The following is a 16,638-nucleotide window of genomic DNA, read 5'->3' on the forward strand; positions in this document are numbered from 1 at the left end:
TTGCGTGGATTTTCAGCATGATTCCACTGCAAAAATAAAAAGCCCTGAATGTTCAGGGCTTTTTTATATTTAAATGAATTATTTCATCGCATAACGTAACGTTACCCAAGCAGTACGGCCGTCTTGACGGTAGTAGTAATCATCAAAAGAGTCATACACAGTGTAATATTTTTTATCAAACATATTGGCAAGTTTAGCTTGTACTGAAAATTCTGGCGTTGCTTGATAAGTTAAACGTACGTCTGCTATCGCAAAACTACCAAAGCTTTCCGTGTTTGCAGCATTTTTAAAACGTTCATCTTCTGCATGTACAGAACCACCCAATGTCCATTTGTCCATCTTGTAGTCTGCAGATAAATTTAACAACTGACCTGCACGACCTGCAATTTGCTTACCTTTTGTAGAACCCGAATTATATTCAGGCTCTTGATAAGTATAATTTAAGTTCCATGCAAAGTTGTCCAATGATTGGCCCAACTCTGCTTCTACACCTTTAATTTTTGCTTTTGCAATATTGGTTCCGCCTGAAATCATATTATCAATGTCATTATGGAATGCAGAAACCGACCAATTCAGCCACTGTGTACCTTTAAAACCAATTTCAATATTTTCAGATTCTTCAGGTACAAGATTTGGATTTGACCAGCCCGGATAATATAAGTCATTAAATGTTGGTGAGCGGAAAGCAGTACCGTATGAAACATAAGTACTGTAGTTTTCATTAAATGAATAGCCAACCGCAGCATTACCCGTCGTATGATCACCAAACTGTTCATTGTCGTCTAAACGAATTGCAGCTTGTAAATTGATTCGACCAAAATCACCAAGGTACTGTGCGTAATAACCAATATTATCACGCTCTTTTTCATCATAATTCGTGGTGCTATCTACTTGATCATTTAAGTAATCTACACCCACCAACAGTGTATTATTCGCATTAAAAGATAAGGTGTTTAACCAGCTAATACTATCTTTTGTAGTATCAAATACACCAGTTGATTTATCTGCACTAAAGGTTTCGTATTTATCTTCTGAACGGCCAAATTTGAGCTGTGTTTTCCACAAATCAACTGGTGAATAGGTGAAGCCCACACCATATACATTTTGTTCAACCTTATTATAAGGATTTACATTGTATGGGCTGTCGTAATGAGTTTCACCATTCACATAAAGTATATTGATATCTGCTGAAAATTGATCATTAAACTGATGGCCCGCTTTGATCGAAGCAGAATAATTTTCATAACCATCTTTATCTGTTTCAGTCGGTAAGGTGGTTACATCCATGCCTTGTGTTTTTAAGCCAGCTAAACTGATGGTCGCCCATGAATTATCCTGACGAATATTCACACCAACATTAGCATCATAAGTTTCATGTGAACCATATTTAAGCGAAGCAAATGGTTTCACGCCATCTTGCGACCCTTTGCGAGTGAAGATTTGAATCACACCGCCAACCGCTTCCGAGCCATATAAACTTGAGCGTGGTCCTTTCACCACTTCTACACGTTCGATTTGGTCGATTGGCAAGTGCTCAAATGAAGTTTGACCTGATGTTGCCGAACCTAATTTTTGACCGTCTACAAGTACAAGCACAGCCGTAGAGCCTGTACCGCGAATTGAAATACTCGTAGGCTGGCCCAAGCCACCGGAGTTAGTGTAAGTCACGCCTGAAACGGTACGTAGCAAATCTTGCAATGAATTAAACTGCTTACGTTCAATTTCTTCACGGTCAATCACAGTAACAGCGGCCAAGGTTTTTTGTGAGTCTTGCTCAACAATATTGGCAACAGTATTGGTAATAACTGGAAACTGATGAACTTGATCTTCTGCCATAGCTGCAGAAAGTGGTGATAAAACAAAAAGCGACCCGATAAGAGTCTTAGAGAAAGAATGCATACTGTATTCCCCGATCGCACCGCCCGTGCGAAATAAAAGTGGATAACGCGAGGCGGTTTTTGAGTAAGCAATCGCTGGCCATTTTCAGGCAAAAGCATGCAATCCCTTTATAACGCCCGTCGCATTATGAATAGGTCTACATCAGGCCGGTCTCCGGACTTACGTTTTCAATAACGATTCACCGTTGCGGGGGCAGTGTCAGATTACAAAAGGCATAGGCATTTTGGACTGACTTCCCAGTTTCACTTCTCAATTAAGGAAGCACCTGAAGTGCAGGCAGATTAATTTCTGCTCCACAGCAAGTCAAGCTCAATATGCTGAAATACAAAACCCATCTCAAGATGATTGTCCACAGAAAAGGAGTTCACTATACTGGTGCTATTCATAACAATTCGCATGGGAAGTTCGTCACACTGCCCCCGCAACGGTGTGCAAGCGCGTCTTGCCAGTCCGATACCTGCTAATTGTGTTCTGTAACTCAATCATTCACGTGGGGTGAGTGCATGGAGCGATACATGCTTTTCCTTTCAAAACCCACGGCAATCGTCAGTAGCATTGCAGCCGTATTGGTTTTCTCTACGCAAACTCAAGCCACGCAAGTTTTAAATACTCCCGCCACAACTTTAGATACCATTGTGGTTACTGCAACACGCACTGAGCAACCACTCAAAGATGTTCCCGCACGTATTGCCATTATTGATGAAGCCCTTATTGAGCAATCCCCCATTGCATCATTTCCACATTTATTGATGAGTGATGCCTCAATTAACATGGTGCAACTGGGTGGCTATGGCCAACAAGCTTCATTTTTTTTACGCGGTACAGAGTCAGACCATACTTTAGTGTTGCGTGACGGTGTTCGTTTAAATAACGATGCCAGTGGCTTAGCGCCAAACAATTTTATAGACACCACAGAGATTAAGCAGATTGAAGTTTTAAAAGGCCCTGCTTCTGTACTGTATGGCACCAATGCGATTGGTGGTGTAATACAAATTATAAGTAAAACGCCTGAAAAAAATGCTGCCTTTGTGAGTGCTGAGATAGGTGAACATCAAACCTATAAAACGACAGTTGGGGCAGATCTGGCCGATGAAGGCTTTTATGCACAAGTGCGTGGGCAACGCTTAGAAACCGATGGCACGCCTGTTCATGAGCATGAAAATGCTACTGCTTCAAGCTTTGATCAAAAAGGCTGGTCCACTAAGTTGGGCTATGAGGCGGATCGTTTTGGTACGTCATTGGATTACTCTGAAAACCAAGGTAATGCTCAATATGAGCAATACAGCTGGAATTCGATGCAATATGAGCAAAAATCACAAGATTTTAAAAACCAAATTGTGACCTTAAAATCACGTTTTAATCCAAGCGAGCAACTTACGCTGAATGCCCGCATATCTTATTTTAAAGATGAATTAGAGCAGCTTAAGAGCTTTGAACGAACTCAGTATGAATCGACTGAATATGAACTAATAGCCCAGCAACAAATGACACAGGCTCAAAACATGATTGTCGGAATTACACATCGACAACTAGATACATCCACTTTAAAAACGACAGAATCTTTTCAACAAGCGCTTAACACTACGGGCTATTACTTACAGCATCAATACCAAACCGACAAATTAAAAACTCAAGCTGGCATTCGCCTTGAAGACCATGAAAAATATGGTCAACACACGGTCGGGCAACTTGCTGCGCGTTATTTCTTTAGTCCCCTTTTGAGTAGCTATGCCAATATTGGAACAGCATTTAAGGCCCCAACAGCAAACGACTTGTATTATGGCGACTATGCCAACCCCAACTTAAAACCAGAAGAAAGTCGGTCTTATGAAATAGGCTTTGATGTGCAACTAACACCACAGCTCAAAACAGGCTTGTCGTTGTACAGAACTGAAATTGATCAACTGATTGACTCAGATCCAAACAACAATTGGAAATTTGCCAATATTGATGCCGTGACCATTCAAGGCTCAGAACTCTATGTCAATTGGAGCAATGATGCATTTTTTACAAAAGCCAGTTATAGCTACAACCAAGCAAAAAATGATAAAACAGGTTTAGATTTGAGCCGCCGTCCTCGTCAAAAGCTGGCATTGTCAGCTGGTTGGTCGGATGAACATTATGGAATATCAACCACATTGACTGCCAACAGCCATTCAGACAGCAGTAATTACGATGATGATGTCATCCCTGGACATGCGCAGATTGATTTGAATAGCTATTACCAACCCAATGAAAAGCTACGCTTCTTTGCAAATATTCAAAACCTTGGCGATGTTCAATATAAAACTGCATCTGCTGGAAATTTTGACGGCAAGTTCTATTTAAATGGCGGTCGTTTGGCTTCCATTGGAATCACTGTTAAATATTAATTTCACATTACTTTATTCAACTTTTAATCAAAATGGACAATTAAAATGGGCCACCGTTTAAGTAAAATTTACACCCGCACAGGCGACTCAGGCACAACAGGACTGGGTGACGGCTCACGTGTCGCAAAAGATGATTTACGCATTGAAGCTTTGGGCGATGTTGATGAGCTTAATTCAAGCATTGGTATTTTACGCTCGCAAATTGCGATCAGTACTATAGAAGACAAAGCCGTTTGGGACAAATCACTCAGCCTGATTCAACATTGGCTATTCGATTTGGGCGGTGAAGTCTGCATTCCAAACTTTAACTTAGTACAGCCCGTGTCTATTGAATATTTAGAAAATGACATTGATCGTATGAATGAAGCCTTGCCTATGCTCAAAGACTTTATTTTGCCTTCAGGTACTTTAGTATGTAGCTTTGCACATCAAGCGCGTAGCGTATGTCGCCGTGCAGAACGTCGTTTAATGGCTGTGCATAACCGTGACCAAAATATTCAAGCGCCATCATTACAACTACTCAACCGCCTTTCAGATTGGTTATTTGTTGCATCACGCACTCTGCAACGCGCCGAAGGTGGCTCTGAAGTGCTTTGGCAAAAGAATATCAACGACACGATTTAAATCTTTAAAAATGCTATACAGGCCGATCCATGACAAACTCATAGATCGGCTTTTTTGACAATTATGATTTTTATTTTAAGACCAAATTTGCGGCTCGACCAGCGCCATTCACAACTTACCCTAAATATGCTCGATCATGTTTCTGCGAAAAACTAGACACATGACGGATTCAAACAGGTTTTGTGAATGGTAAAAGTTTTTGGTCACTTTTTAAAAAAAGTGACACAATGAGCTCCAAATATTTCAGTCACAACGGTAAGACTCTGCCTTACCATTCATAATTTAAAAAATGGAATCACAATGCAAATTATTGGACACCGTGGCGCACGTGGCGAAGCCCCAGAAAACACCCTAGCAGGTTTTCAATACATACATGATCTTGGTATCCGTGCTGTCGAATTTGATGTGCGCCAGCTCAAAGATGGCGAACTGGTGATTGTGCATGATGATAATTTCCTACGCACCACAGGCACAGCACAAGCACTGTATGAATTAGACAGCACCCAACTCGCCCCATACAACCAAGCGCATATTTGGATGGATTGGGAAGCACAAATCACCCCAACCTTAAAACAAAGTCTGAAGGTCATGCAGGATTTTGAACATTTAGAAGTTGAAGTGAAAGCTGTAGAAACAACTGAACAGGCCATTGCGCTCGTGACCGAATTACAAACACAACTACAAGGCTTTGAACAGACTGCGGTCATTACCAGCTTCGATCTTAAAATCCATCAAGCATTACAACAACAAAATTCAAATTTTAAACGTGGCCTACTGGTTGAAGAGGATATTGGAACTCTGGCCATTGAACAGGCTTTAAACCTAGACTGTTGCCAAATTGGATGGATGAACCAGCTCGCAACAGATGAGATCATTCAAGCCACACAAAATGCTGGGCTCAAAATTAGTGTATGGACTGTCAATGACGTAGCGCGTGCAAAGCAACTGCAACAATTAGGCATCAATGGTTTAATTACAGATTTCCCTAAACTTATGTTGCAGCAATTGAATATCAGTTAATGGCAAATTATGACGCCAGTCTATTTAGCCTACAGAGCCATTGAACGATACAAAAACCAAGTAAAATACTGTGCTTAAAATGACCGTATGTCCATAAATTTTGCTATCTGTTTGGTGTATTTCAAGGCAATATAAAACGGCATATAGGCCACATACAGCATTGGCTTAGAAAGATGTGAAATCATAGTTTTATTCTGTTACCGTTTAACGCAATACAACTGTACAATAATACTGTGAGTAGCATAAAGCTCATGCTAAGATGATGCCCTATTAATCCATAATCTATTTATGGTTTTTAAATTCTGATATACCTCCCAAGGTTCTAGGAGTTAAGCTGGCGATGACCGCACCCCTACCTAAAGCACCAATCAACTGGATTGCAGTTTTTGCACTGTTGTTTTTGCCACTGGTGGCAATTATTGCAATCCCCTTATATGCATACCACCATGATTTTAGCTTAGCTGCCTGGATCAGCATGTTTGTGCTGCTTGGCTTCAGTAGCTTGGGGATCACGGCGGGTTATCACCGCTTATGGGCACACCGTGCTTATGAAGCAACTTTACCTATGCAAATCGTCTTGATGATCATGGGCACCTTTGCTGTACAAAATAGTATTCTATTTTGGGCTTCAGGCCACCGTACACATCACCGCCATGTAGATGATGTCGATCATGATCCGTACTCAATCAACCGCGGTTTTTGGTTTGCACACATTGGTTGGATGCTTCGTGACTACAAATCAGGTGCTGCTAACTATAAAAATGCGCCCGATTTGCTGAATAGCAAATTGGTGATGTTCCAAGACAAATACTATGTTCCCTTAGTGATTGTAGTACATGCTGGTATTTTACTTCCGATCGGCTGGGCTGTAGGCGATGTTTGGGGGGTGTTGCTACTTGGCGGTTTGGTTCGTTTGATTCTCAGCCACCATGTCACCTTCTTCATTAACTCGCTATGCCACATGTGGGGTTCTCGTCCATATACTGATGAAAATACTGCACGTGACAACTTTGTGCTTGCCATTGCAACATGGGGTGAGGGTTATCACAATTACCACCATATTTTCCAATACGATTATCGTAACGGTGTGAAATGGTGGCAGTATGATCCTACAAAGTGGTTGATCTGGACCTGCTCTAAATTAGGCTTAGCAAAAAACCTACGCCGTATTCCAAGCTTTAATATTAAAAAAGCTGAATTGGCCATGAAGTTTAAATATGCCGAACAAGATCTTGCCATTTATGGCCTAAATATGACGGACGATGTTGCAACAGCCAAACAACGTATTTCTCAAGAATACGATGCATTTTCTCAAACCTTGAATGACTGGGCAAAATTAAAAGAACAGGAAATTCAAGCTAAGAAAACTGCGGTGACTGAAAAAATTCATCAAATGGATGACAAGTTAAAACTCGAATTCCAATTGGTTGAACAGCGTCTATCACACCATCGTGTAACACTCACAACACTTATGCGCAACATTAAAAAGAAAACAGTTACAGATTAATCTGTAGCAAACATCAAAGCCCCTCTCATGGGGCTTTTTTTATGCCTAATATTTTTAAGTTCAATAAACTGAATCTCTATGAATATCTTCAATTTCGATTGTTACAAATGAACTCAAATATCGCCCTTTTGTCTTCGCTTTAGCGCACAATAAGCCCATGAGCTTTGCTATAGTTTCTACATAATTTAAATTTTTAAAGATCATTATGCAGTTCAATGCCCGCTACAACTCCCTGCCGTCTCGTCTTTACCATCACCAACAGCCTTCACCCTTAAAAGGTGCAAAAGCGGGTCATTTTAATGTTGCACTTGCAGATCAACTACAATGGTCTGATGCAGATAAAAAAGCATGGATAGAAATCTGTAGTGGTCAAAAAACCTTTGCTGAATTTGAACCTTTGGCCATGGTGTATGCAGGCCATCAATTTGGACAATGGGCTGGCCAATTGGGCGATGGACGTGGCTTATTGATTGCACAAATACTGGATAAAAAAGCTCAGACCATAGATCTACATTTAAAGGGTGCTGGCTCAACTCCTTACTCACGCATGGGCGATGGACGTGCCGTATTACGTTCTACCATTCGTGAATATTTAGCAGGTCATGCACTAAATAGCTTAGGTGTTGCTTCCAGTAATGCCGTTGGCTTTACCAGTTCAGAGCAAGGCGTACAACGCGAAAAATTAGAACTGGGTGCCATGATGCTCCGCACTTCAGACTGTCATATTCGCTTGGGACACTTTGAATGGATTAATCAGTATCAAGCTGATTTACTGCCTGAATTTACTCAAAAATGTATTGAGTGGCATTACCCTGAATGCTTAGATGCAGAGCAACCTATTCTAGCATTTGCCACTCAAGTGATTCAGCGCACAGCCGTCATGATTGCCAAATGGCAATTGGTCGGCTTTGCACATGGCGTGATGAACACCGATAACCTCAATATTACTGGCTCTACTTTAGATTTCGGTCCTTATGGTTTTATGGAACGTTTCCGCCCCAATTGGATTAATAATCATTCGGATTACCAAGGTCGCTATACCTACCAACAGCAACCAAGTATTGGACATTGGAACCTATGGCAATGGTTAAATAATTTAGTGCCACTTTGCCCTAAAGGTTATGACAAAGAGCAGTGGAAAGAAGACTTAGCCAAATGTTTAGAACACTTTGAGCTAACGTTTTTAGAACATTATCAGTTGGGTTTAAGCCAAAAAATGAGCTTACCAAGTTTCCACAAAGACAGCTTTGACTGTGCAATGGCATTTTTAGGTATTTTGCAAACAGAACAACTCGATTACACTCAAAGCTTTATTCGTCTGCAAAATCATGAATATGAAGCCATTAAAGATGATTGCTTAGACCGTCGCGCTTTTGAAAGTTTCTTAGCCCAATATCAAAGCATCCGTGAACATCAAGACACTCATGCATTAGATGCTGAAATGAAAATGGCTAATCCACAGTATATTTTGCGCAATCACATGGCGCAAAAAGCCATTGAACTGGCAGAGCGCAATGATTTCTCAGAGGTAGACCGCTTGTTTACGCTACTTAGTCAGCCTTTCACTCGACAGCCTGAGCGAGAAACTGAAGCTGACTTAGGGCCATTAGCCAGCGATGTACCTGAAGTGATGGTGAGTTGCTCGTCTTAATATCTATCCACAGAGCTGTTTAAAATTGTGGATAATCTAGACATTATCCACAATTAAATTGAGTCGTCTTTGCTTATGCCCCTACACCAACTTGCCATGCAGGTGGCTTTAAAACTACCTGAAGTGACCATTACACAGCCTTTTGGTGAAGGCTGTGATGTATTTAAAGTAATGGATAAAGTCTTTATGCTGAGCTTTCATTTGCAAGGCAAAGCTGCCATCAATTTAAAGGTGCTGCCAGACAATGGCATTATGCTCAGAGATATTTATCCTTATATCCAAACAGGCTGGCACATGAATAAACGCCATTGGATTTCCGTTTATGCCCACGAAGAAATGGATATAGATTTAGTACAAGAATTGGTACTTAACTCTTACAACTTGGTGGTATCGAAGCTCAGAAAAATTCAGCAACAACGCATTGAGCTACTTCGCCAGCTATGACACACTTTTAACAATGAGTTTCCCATTTAAAAGCCAAAATAAAAAAGTATCTTGCTCAACTAAAATTCATATCAATTAGATCACCAGCAATCTGAACGTTTTGAACAAGAATTTAAAAAAAATTGAAATTTCAATCGATCATTCTCCAATTAAAGTTAGAATCACCCCAAATTAAATGATTAGCTATTTTATTTATGCAATTCAGACACGATATCAATGGATTACGCGCCATAGCTGTATTGGCCGTTGTCATTTTCCATTTTAATCCACAATGGCTGAGCGGTGGCTTCGCAGGCGTCGATGTTTTCTTTGTCATTTCTGGCTTCTTGATGACCGCCATTATTTTTAGTGGTATTGAAAAGAACACATTTAATTTATTTAAATTTTATACCGCACGTGCAAACCGTATTATCCCAGTGCTTGCGATAATGATTGCCGTACTACTGACCTTTGGTTGGTTCTATTTAGCACCCGTTGACTATAAAGATTTAGGAAGACAAGTCGAAAAAAGCGCCTTCTTTATGACCAACGTGCACTTTTCAAAAGGCGGTGGATATTTTGATACAGCTGAGCATACAAAATGGTTATTGCATACGTGGTCTTTATCGGTTGAATGGCAATTTTACATTGTTTTTCCCATCATTATTTTAACGCTTAAAAAGTATTTAAGTTTAGCTAACTTAAAACGCGTAGTGCTTGGGCTGTTTTTAGCCAGCTTTATTTATGGTATTTATGCAACCTTTAAAGACAGCAAAACGGCCTATTTTTTACTCACTAGCCGTGCTTGGGAAATGCTACTGGGTGGTTTAGCCTTCCTGTATCCATGGTCACTCAAAAATCAAAGACTTCAATTAACGACTCAATATTTAGGGCTGGTGCTGATTTTAGCATCCTATATCTTTATCTCTAAAGACACACTTTGGCCGGGTTATATGGCCCTTATTCCGGTTCTAGGTGCTTATTTAATTATTGTGAGCAACTACCAGCAAAATTTAATCATTAATAATCCTGTCTTTAACCATATTGGTAAATGGTCTTACTCAATCTATGTTTGGCATTGGCCATTGGTTGTTTTAGGTTTTTATTTCAGCCTCGAAAATTGGTGGATGTATGGTATACCACTTTCAATTATATTGGGTTTCTTCAGTTATCACGCGATTGAAAAACTTCATTTCCCTCGCTATTCATCTTGGAAAGAAATCTATAAAGTTAAAGCGCTTTATCTTGCTTTATTTCTTTTAGGCTTTGGTCATTTCCTCAAAACTAATGATGGCGTAGATTCACGACTTCCAGAGGTCGCTAAAATCGCCAATGCGGAAATCAAAAACGATAACCCTTATGATTGTGATCAACCAAAATTACACGAATGTGTTATTGGTAACCCATCTAAAATTAATGCTCTAATTATTGGTGATAGTCACGCCAACTCTTTAATTACCTCTCTTTCTTCTATTTTCAATACCAAGTCAGAAGGAATAGTTGCCTTAGCGAGTTCTGCCTGTCCATTTATTCCAAATATCAATTTTTACGACAAAAAAAGTCGTTGCCCTGAAATTAATCAGCAACGTAGTGATTTAATTGCCTCTAAAAAATATGAAAATATTCCTATTGTTTTAGTTGCACGATATCCAGGTTATTTAATTGGCGAAAATGATCCAGACCGTATAGACTTGAAAGAGTCAAAACCGACCATTTATTTTGGTACAGAGAAAAATACATCTCATGCTGAATTATTTGCTTCATTTCAGAAAAATTTAACGCAGCAGTTATGTCAGCTTTCTAAGACAAATCCCGTCTATATTGTGCAACCTATTCCAGAGGTTGGGTTCAATTTACCGCAAAGAATTATTAAAAATATATTCTACAACCGTAATGAAAAAATCTTTATTTCATACGATGCCTATGTAAAAAGAAATGGAGAAATCCGTACCATTATTCAGCAAAGTGCGGCGCAGTGTCAGGTGAAAGTCTTAGACCCTTCATTAATATTATGTAAAGGAAAAGAATGTATTTCTGAATATCAAGGTCGTCCGATTTATCGTGATAGCGATCATCTAAGTGAGCATGGCAATAAGCTGTTAATACCAATGTTTAAAGAAGCATTTAATCCATAAACATTAAAAAGTGCCCAAATGGCTTGTATTATTCCAAGTCATTTAGGCACTTTTGTATGAGGTGCTATAAGCTATAGATTTTCAGTCTATTTAGATATTCAACAGCAAAGTCACGCAAAGTGAATCAACAATTAAGCCTTCTTTAACTGTATTGCTTTAAATAAAATAAAAAGTAGCAAAATCCACAGTGGTTGCATCAACACAGACAGCATGAAACCCTGATTCCACATAATGTATAAAATCATCAGCATGAAAGCCAAAACAAAGTAATTAGTGAATGGCGCAAATAATGCTGGAAACTTCGTGTGAATCCCTTGCTGTTGCATGGCCTTTCTAAATTTCAAATGAATCAAACTAATGAGCATCCAATTCAATACTGCAGCACTCACCACAATATAAATTAAATAACTTAAGGCTTTTTCTGGAACAAAATAATTCAACAATACACAGCCAAAAATCAGCAATGCTGAAAATAATACGGCGGCAATCGGCGTACCATATTTATTCACCTGTTTAAACGCTTTTGGCGCATTACCCTGCTCTGCCAAGCCTAACAGCATACGACTATTGGCATACATCCCACTATTACAAACAGAAATGGATGCCGTCAAAATAATAAAATTGAGTAAATGTGCGGCCCAATCAATCCCCATCTGATTAAAAATCATGACAAAAGGACTATGGTCTAAACCACCCAGTTTAAGCTGATTCCATGGTACCAGTGAGAGTAAAATCGCCAGTGAACAGATGTAAAACAGAAATACCCGAATCACAGTCTGATTTACAGCTTTAGGAATGTTTTGATCTGGATTTTCAGTCTCAGCAGCCGCCATACTGATTAGCTCAATACCACCAAAAGCAAACATCATAAAGGCCAGCATGTAGAACAGCCCATCAAAACCATGTGGGAAAAAGCCCCCATGCGCCCATAAATTACTGATTGAGGCTGTTGAATCTGCACCAGCAGTCAATAACAGATACACACCAAAAATAATCATGGCCACAATAGCCACAACCTTAATCATGGACAACCAAAACTCTGATTCTGCATACAGTTTTACATTGGCTAAATTGGCAAGTGTAATCACCGCAAAAAACACCATCACTGATACCCACGCAGGAATATGAGGCCACCAATAATTTACATATTTACCAATGGCTGTCAGCTCGGTCATCACCACTAAAATGTACAAAATCCAGTAGTTCCAACCTGTTAAAAAGCCTGCAAAATTACCCCAATATTTAAAGGCGAAATAACTGAATGAACCTGTCACTGGCTCTTGTACAATCATTTCACCCAGCTGGCGCATAATTAAAAAGGCAATCAAACCCCCAATCAAATACCCTAAAATGATTGAAGGCCCAGCCGATTCAATAATATGTGCAGAACCTAAAAATAGGCCTGTACCAATTGCACCGCCCATGGCAATCAACTGAATATGGCGATTTTTTAATCTGCGTTGCAGTTGAGGCATCTCGCTACTCACAACACGTTCTCATCTGATAAAAAAGTGGATTGTAAATCTTTTTCGCCTTGTTATGCTGCATTGTGGCTTGCTCAAGCCAATAAAAAAGCGAACACATTTGCATGTATTCGCCTTTTAATTTTCTAAATATCTTTAATCTTCAGGATATTCAAAACGATAACCCACACCATATACTGCTTGAATCCACTCATGGCGGTTACCCGTTTCAGCAGCTTCTGAAATTTTACGGCGTAAGTTTTTAATATGGCTGTCGATCACACGGTCAGCAACATCAAAACTGTCTGGGTTAATGTGATCGAGCAACTGCGCACGTGAATACACTTGCCCCACATGCTCCAAAAACAGCTCTAATAAACGAAACTCTGTTGGTGTTAAATTCAGGGACTTTTGCTGATACCACACACGTTGCTGGCCTTTGTCCATACGGAACAAATCATTACTTTCAGGCTCAGCTTTACGTTCTAAACGACGCAATACCGCTTGTACGCGTGCAACCAATTCTTTCGGGCTAAATGGCTTACAAACATAATCATCTGCACCCATGTTTAAACCCAATACACGGTCAATTTCTTCAGTACGTGCAGTCACCATAATAATTGGAAGATCTGACTGCTCACGCACTTTACGGCAAATGGTCAGGCCATCCATACGTGGCACCATCAAATCTAAAATCATCAGACTCGGTTTACGCTGCGTAAAACTCTCATAGGCCTCTTGGCCATCATGAAACATGCTCACTTCAAAGCCTGCGGCTTCCAAATAATCACGCACCAGTTGTGCAAGTTCTACTTCATCTTCAACCAGCATAATATGTTTCATAAATGCTTATTTTCCTTTTAAGAGTTCACTTGTTTTGGGAAGCTTAACTTGCAACGTAATCCTCCCAATGGCGAATGATCAAAGCTTAGCTCACCACCCATTGCTTGTGCAATTTTGCCGGATAATGCCAAACCTAAACCTGTGCCACCCGTACTGCGTGTACGTGAATCATCGACACGATAGAAACGCTGTCCTAGATTAGCCAACTGCTCATCGCTGAGTCCTAAAGGACTATCGTCGACATACACCGTCCAATACGCATCATTTTGTTCAGTATGAATGCGAACCTCACCACCTGCTTCAGTATAACGAATGCTGTTGCCTAGTAAGTTCACCATAATTTGTTTAAAACGGTCTATATCCAATTGTAAATCAGCGCCCTCACCCTGTGCACTCACGGTTAACTGTGCTTGCTCAAACTTCGGCTTAAAGTTTTCAACTTCTTGTACAATCACCTGCCATGGGTTCACATTGGCCATATAGCATTTCAATTGCATCGCTTCCGCTTGGGCTAAGTCTGCTAAATCTTGAGTGAGTTTTTTCAAACTGCTCACCTGATTCAGCATTGAAGCAAAATGCTCAGGTGTAGGCTTACGTATACCGTCCTGCATTGCCTCAATCTGTGCTTGAAGTACCGCAAGTGGTGTTTTCAGTTCATGTGAGGTATCGGCCACCCACTGACGTCGCGACGTTTCATGCTGATCTAAAATTACCGCCAGTTGATTCAGCTCATTAGACAAATCACCCAATTCATCATTACGATTTACAGCAATTTGATGCTGATAATGACCTTTGGTTAATTCGCGCGTTCCATTTAATAAGCGCTGAATCGGCTTTTTAAAGTAGGTTGCCAACAACAAAGAGGCAATTAAGCTGGCCAATAAAGTCAGACCATAAACCAAAATTAAATAGCGCTTTTGCTTACTAAAAAAGTTAATACTAATTGCATCATCTTGATCAAGTACGGGTTTCAAGCCTAAATAACCCACCACCTGATTTTTAACCATAATCGGACGATAAGAAATATTGGCATCGGTGGGTTCACCCACCACAAACTGGCGCTTAGCATCATATAAAGATAAACGTGAACTCAAGCCTAAACGGTCAGGCATTTGAATAAATTGCTTTTTACCGTCGGCTTGTGATTTTGTAGAATCGACTTGATTCGATGCTTTTGGATCCTTGGGATCTTTGGGTCTAAACACATTCTGATTGGAGCTTAAAGGAAATTTTAAGCCATCAAATGGACGAAATTCTGAAGGTAAATTACGTTCAATAAAATCCAGTTCAGCAATATCGGCTTTTTGTTTTTCAATGTCAGAAGAATTTAAAGTGGGGGTTACTGCCACCAAGGTGTGCTCTTTAAAATAGCGCTGTTGTAAGGCAATATCATACTGACGACGTAACCACCAATGTGATAATCGATCATAGTCATCGGGCCCTGCATCACCTTCTATTTGTAAAATCTGTGCCTGAATCGCATTACCCCAATCCTGATAAACATCATAGACATCAGACAAATTATGGATGAGTAAATCCAGTTTTTGCATTTCAACATCTGCAACATAATTGGTGAAATTACGTTGCATATTCCAATGAAGCACGCCCAAGCTCACCGTTGTGATCACTAAAGTGGTCAACAGCACAGTCAGAAATAAACGTAAAGCAATGGGCACACGGCGGATATTCAAAATAGAGTCTCTATTTTTTCTTCTATATTTATTATTGTAACGAACACTGATCTAAAAAACTCTCCATTGTTTCTTCATCATTATTATTTAATCTTTAAGCATCAAATATTCAATATATGCAGTGGGGCGAAACAAATGAACAATATGACAAAACTCGCGTTAATCGGTGCAAGTGTTATCAGTATGGGTGCATTAACGGCCTGCCAATCAACCACTGCAAACCAAGCGAATGATCATCAACGTATGATGAAAGATCGTCATGATGATTCAGCACGTAAAATGTCGCCAGAACAACGTGAGCAAATGAAAGAAATGCGTGCTGAACAACGCCAAGTGTTTAAAGAAATTAAACAAGCTTGCGACAACAAAGCATCTGGCACTGCTGTTCAAGTGAAAGCGGGCGACAAAGTCATTGATGGTACATGCACAATCCAATTTAAAGCAGACCGTCAAGCGCTTAAGCAAGAGTTCAAGCAAGCACGCGCAGAGCAACAATCAATGCGTGGCGAACACCGCCCAATGCGTGGTGATATCAATGGCCCAATGCAGATGCGTTCTGCTGAGCCACTCACAGATGCTAAACGCGCTGAATTAGTTAAACAATTTGATCAACGTTTAGCAGAGCGTCAAGCTCATCAACAAGCCATTGTTCAAGCCTGCCAAGGTAAAGCCAATGGTACAGCGGTACAAATTAAATCAGGCGAACGTACGATTGCTGGCAAATGTGAAGTCCGCTTTATCCCTAAAGCACCCGTTAAAGTAGCTTAAGCTTGCATAAAGCACCCTGCTAGCTAAAGAAATCAAATCAGGCGCTCAATAGAGCGCCTTTTTTATGCACAGTATTTCACCTTGCTGGCCGCATGATGATGAACTGCCTGTACTCATCGCTCCCATTCATTTGAGGCAACAACTTAAGACTGAGTAAGCACCTGTTTTAAAAAGCGCTTTTTGTGACGATATAATTTTTTACGTTTTTGACAATTCTGCTCATCAATATCTAAGCAAAACTG

At 40.1% G+C, this 16,638-nt stretch carries 12 protein-coding genes and 1 riboswitch; of the genes, 8 read left to right on the forward strand and 4 right to left on the reverse strand.

Annotated elements, in window-relative coordinates:
- Positions 1-78: 78 nt before the first annotated feature.
- Positions 79-1,899, reverse strand: coding sequence for a TonB-dependent receptor domain-containing protein (locus D9K81_RS10900; RefSeq protein WP_120375347.1), 1,821 nt, complete (start codon positions 1,897-1,899; stop codon positions 79-81).
- Between the two features lie 127 nt (positions 1,900-2,026).
- A riboswitch (cobalamin riboswitch) is annotated at positions 2,027-2,183 on the reverse strand.
- Positions 2,184-2,414: 231 nt separating this feature from the next.
- Between D9K81_RS10900 and D9K81_RS10905 the strand changes: the two genes are divergently transcribed.
- From D9K81_RS10905 to D9K81_RS10935, 7 genes are all read left to right on the forward strand, one after another.
- The gene (locus D9K81_RS10905; protein ID WP_120375348.1) at positions 2,415-4,271 is read left to right on the forward strand and encodes a TonB-dependent receptor plug domain-containing protein; all 1,857 of its coding nucleotides are present in this window, start codon (positions 2,415-2,417) and stop codon (positions 4,269-4,271) included.
- Between the two features lie 45 nt (positions 4,272-4,316).
- Complete coding sequence (locus D9K81_RS10910) at positions 4,317-4,895, forward strand: cob(I)yrinic acid a,c-diamide adenosyltransferase (protein ID WP_120375349.1); 579 nt, start codon at positions 4,317-4,319, stop codon at positions 4,893-4,895.
- Positions 4,896-5,195: 300 nt separating this feature from the next.
- Positions 5,196-5,915: a glycerophosphodiester phosphodiesterase gene (locus tag D9K81_RS10915; RefSeq protein WP_120375350.1), complete on the forward strand. Its 720-nt coding sequence runs from the start codon at positions 5,196-5,198 to the stop codon at positions 5,913-5,915.
- A 340-nt stretch (positions 5,916-6,255) separates the two neighbouring features.
- Complete coding sequence (locus D9K81_RS10920) at positions 6,256-7,422, forward strand: acyl-CoA desaturase (RefSeq protein ID WP_120375351.1); 1,167 nt, start codon at positions 6,256-6,258, stop codon at positions 7,420-7,422.
- A gap of 205 nt (positions 7,423-7,627) precedes the next feature.
- A complete protein-coding gene (locus tag D9K81_RS10925; RefSeq protein WP_120375352.1) occupies positions 7,628-9,073 on the forward strand; it encodes a protein adenylyltransferase SelO in 1,446 nt (481 codons plus the stop codon).
- A gap of 75 nt (positions 9,074-9,148) precedes the next feature.
- Positions 9,149-9,517: an MmcQ/YjbR family DNA-binding protein gene (locus tag D9K81_RS10930; protein ID WP_120375353.1), complete on the forward strand. Its 369-nt coding sequence runs from the start codon at positions 9,149-9,151 to the stop codon at positions 9,515-9,517.
- Positions 9,518-9,711: 194 nt separating this feature from the next.
- Entirely contained in the window at positions 9,712-11,631 is a 1,920-nt protein-coding gene (locus D9K81_RS10935) for an acyltransferase family protein (RefSeq protein WP_120375354.1), read from the forward strand.
- Between the two features lie 131 nt (positions 11,632-11,762).
- On the opposite strand, the gene D9K81_RS10940 is transcribed toward D9K81_RS10935, so the two are convergent.
- From D9K81_RS10940 to baeS, 3 genes are all read right to left on the reverse strand, one after another.
- Positions 11,763-13,118 (reverse strand): amino acid permease, encoded by a 1,356-nt coding sequence (locus D9K81_RS10940; RefSeq protein ID WP_120375355.1) that lies wholly within the window; start codon positions 13,116-13,118, stop codon positions 11,763-11,765.
- A 132-nt stretch (positions 13,119-13,250) separates the two neighbouring features.
- The gene (locus D9K81_RS10945) at positions 13,251-13,937 is read right to left on the reverse strand and encodes a response regulator (protein WP_106986268.1); all 687 of its coding nucleotides are present in this window, start codon (positions 13,935-13,937) and stop codon (positions 13,251-13,253) included.
- 17 nt (positions 13,938-13,954) lie between these two features.
- A complete protein-coding gene (gene baeS, locus D9K81_RS10950) occupies positions 13,955-15,628 on the reverse strand; it encodes a sensor histidine kinase efflux regulator BaeS (RefSeq protein ID WP_120375356.1) in 1,674 nt (557 codons plus the stop codon).
- 135 nt (positions 15,629-15,763) lie between these two features.
- Here baeS and D9K81_RS10955 point away from each other — a divergent pair, with 135 nt between their 5' ends.
- Entirely contained in the window at positions 15,764-16,396 is a 633-nt protein-coding gene (locus D9K81_RS10955) for a hypothetical protein (RefSeq protein WP_120375357.1), read from the forward strand.
- Positions 16,397-16,638 lie beyond the last annotated feature (242 nt).

Source organism: Acinetobacter chengduensis (assembly GCF_003664645.1).
In the GTDB taxonomy this organism is placed as follows: domain Bacteria; phylum Pseudomonadota; class Gammaproteobacteria; order Pseudomonadales; family Moraxellaceae; genus Acinetobacter; species Acinetobacter chengduensis.

Coding starts and splice junctions, on each gene's coding strand:
- D9K81_RS10900 (WP_120375347.1), bottom strand. CDS start 1,899: ATGCATTCTTTCTCTAAGACTCTTATCGGGTCGCTTTTTGTTTTATCA.
- D9K81_RS10905 (WP_120375348.1), top strand. CDS start 2,415: ATGCTTTTCCTTTCAAAACCCACGGCAATCGTCAGTAGCATTGCAGCC.
- D9K81_RS10910 (WP_120375349.1), top strand. CDS start 4,317: ATGGGCCACCGTTTAAGTAAAATTTACACCCGCACAGGCGACTCAGGC.
- D9K81_RS10915 (WP_120375350.1), top strand. CDS start 5,196: ATGCAAATTATTGGACACCGTGGCGCACGTGGCGAAGCCCCAGAAAAC.
- D9K81_RS10920 (WP_120375351.1), top strand. CDS start 6,256: ATGACCGCACCCCTACCTAAAGCACCAATCAACTGGATTGCAGTTTTT.
- D9K81_RS10925 (WP_120375352.1), top strand. CDS start 7,628: ATGCAGTTCAATGCCCGCTACAACTCCCTGCCGTCTCGTCTTTACCAT.
- D9K81_RS10930 (WP_120375353.1), top strand. CDS start 9,149: ATGCCCCTACACCAACTTGCCATGCAGGTGGCTTTAAAACTACCTGAA.
- D9K81_RS10935 (WP_120375354.1), top strand. CDS start 9,712: ATGCAATTCAGACACGATATCAATGGATTACGCGCCATAGCTGTATTG.
- D9K81_RS10945 (WP_106986268.1), bottom strand. CDS start 13,937: ATGAAACATATTATGCTGGTTGAAGATGAAGTAGAACTTGCACAACTG.
- D9K81_RS10955 (WP_120375357.1), top strand. CDS start 15,764: ATGAACAATATGACAAAACTCGCGTTAATCGGTGCAAGTGTTATCAGT.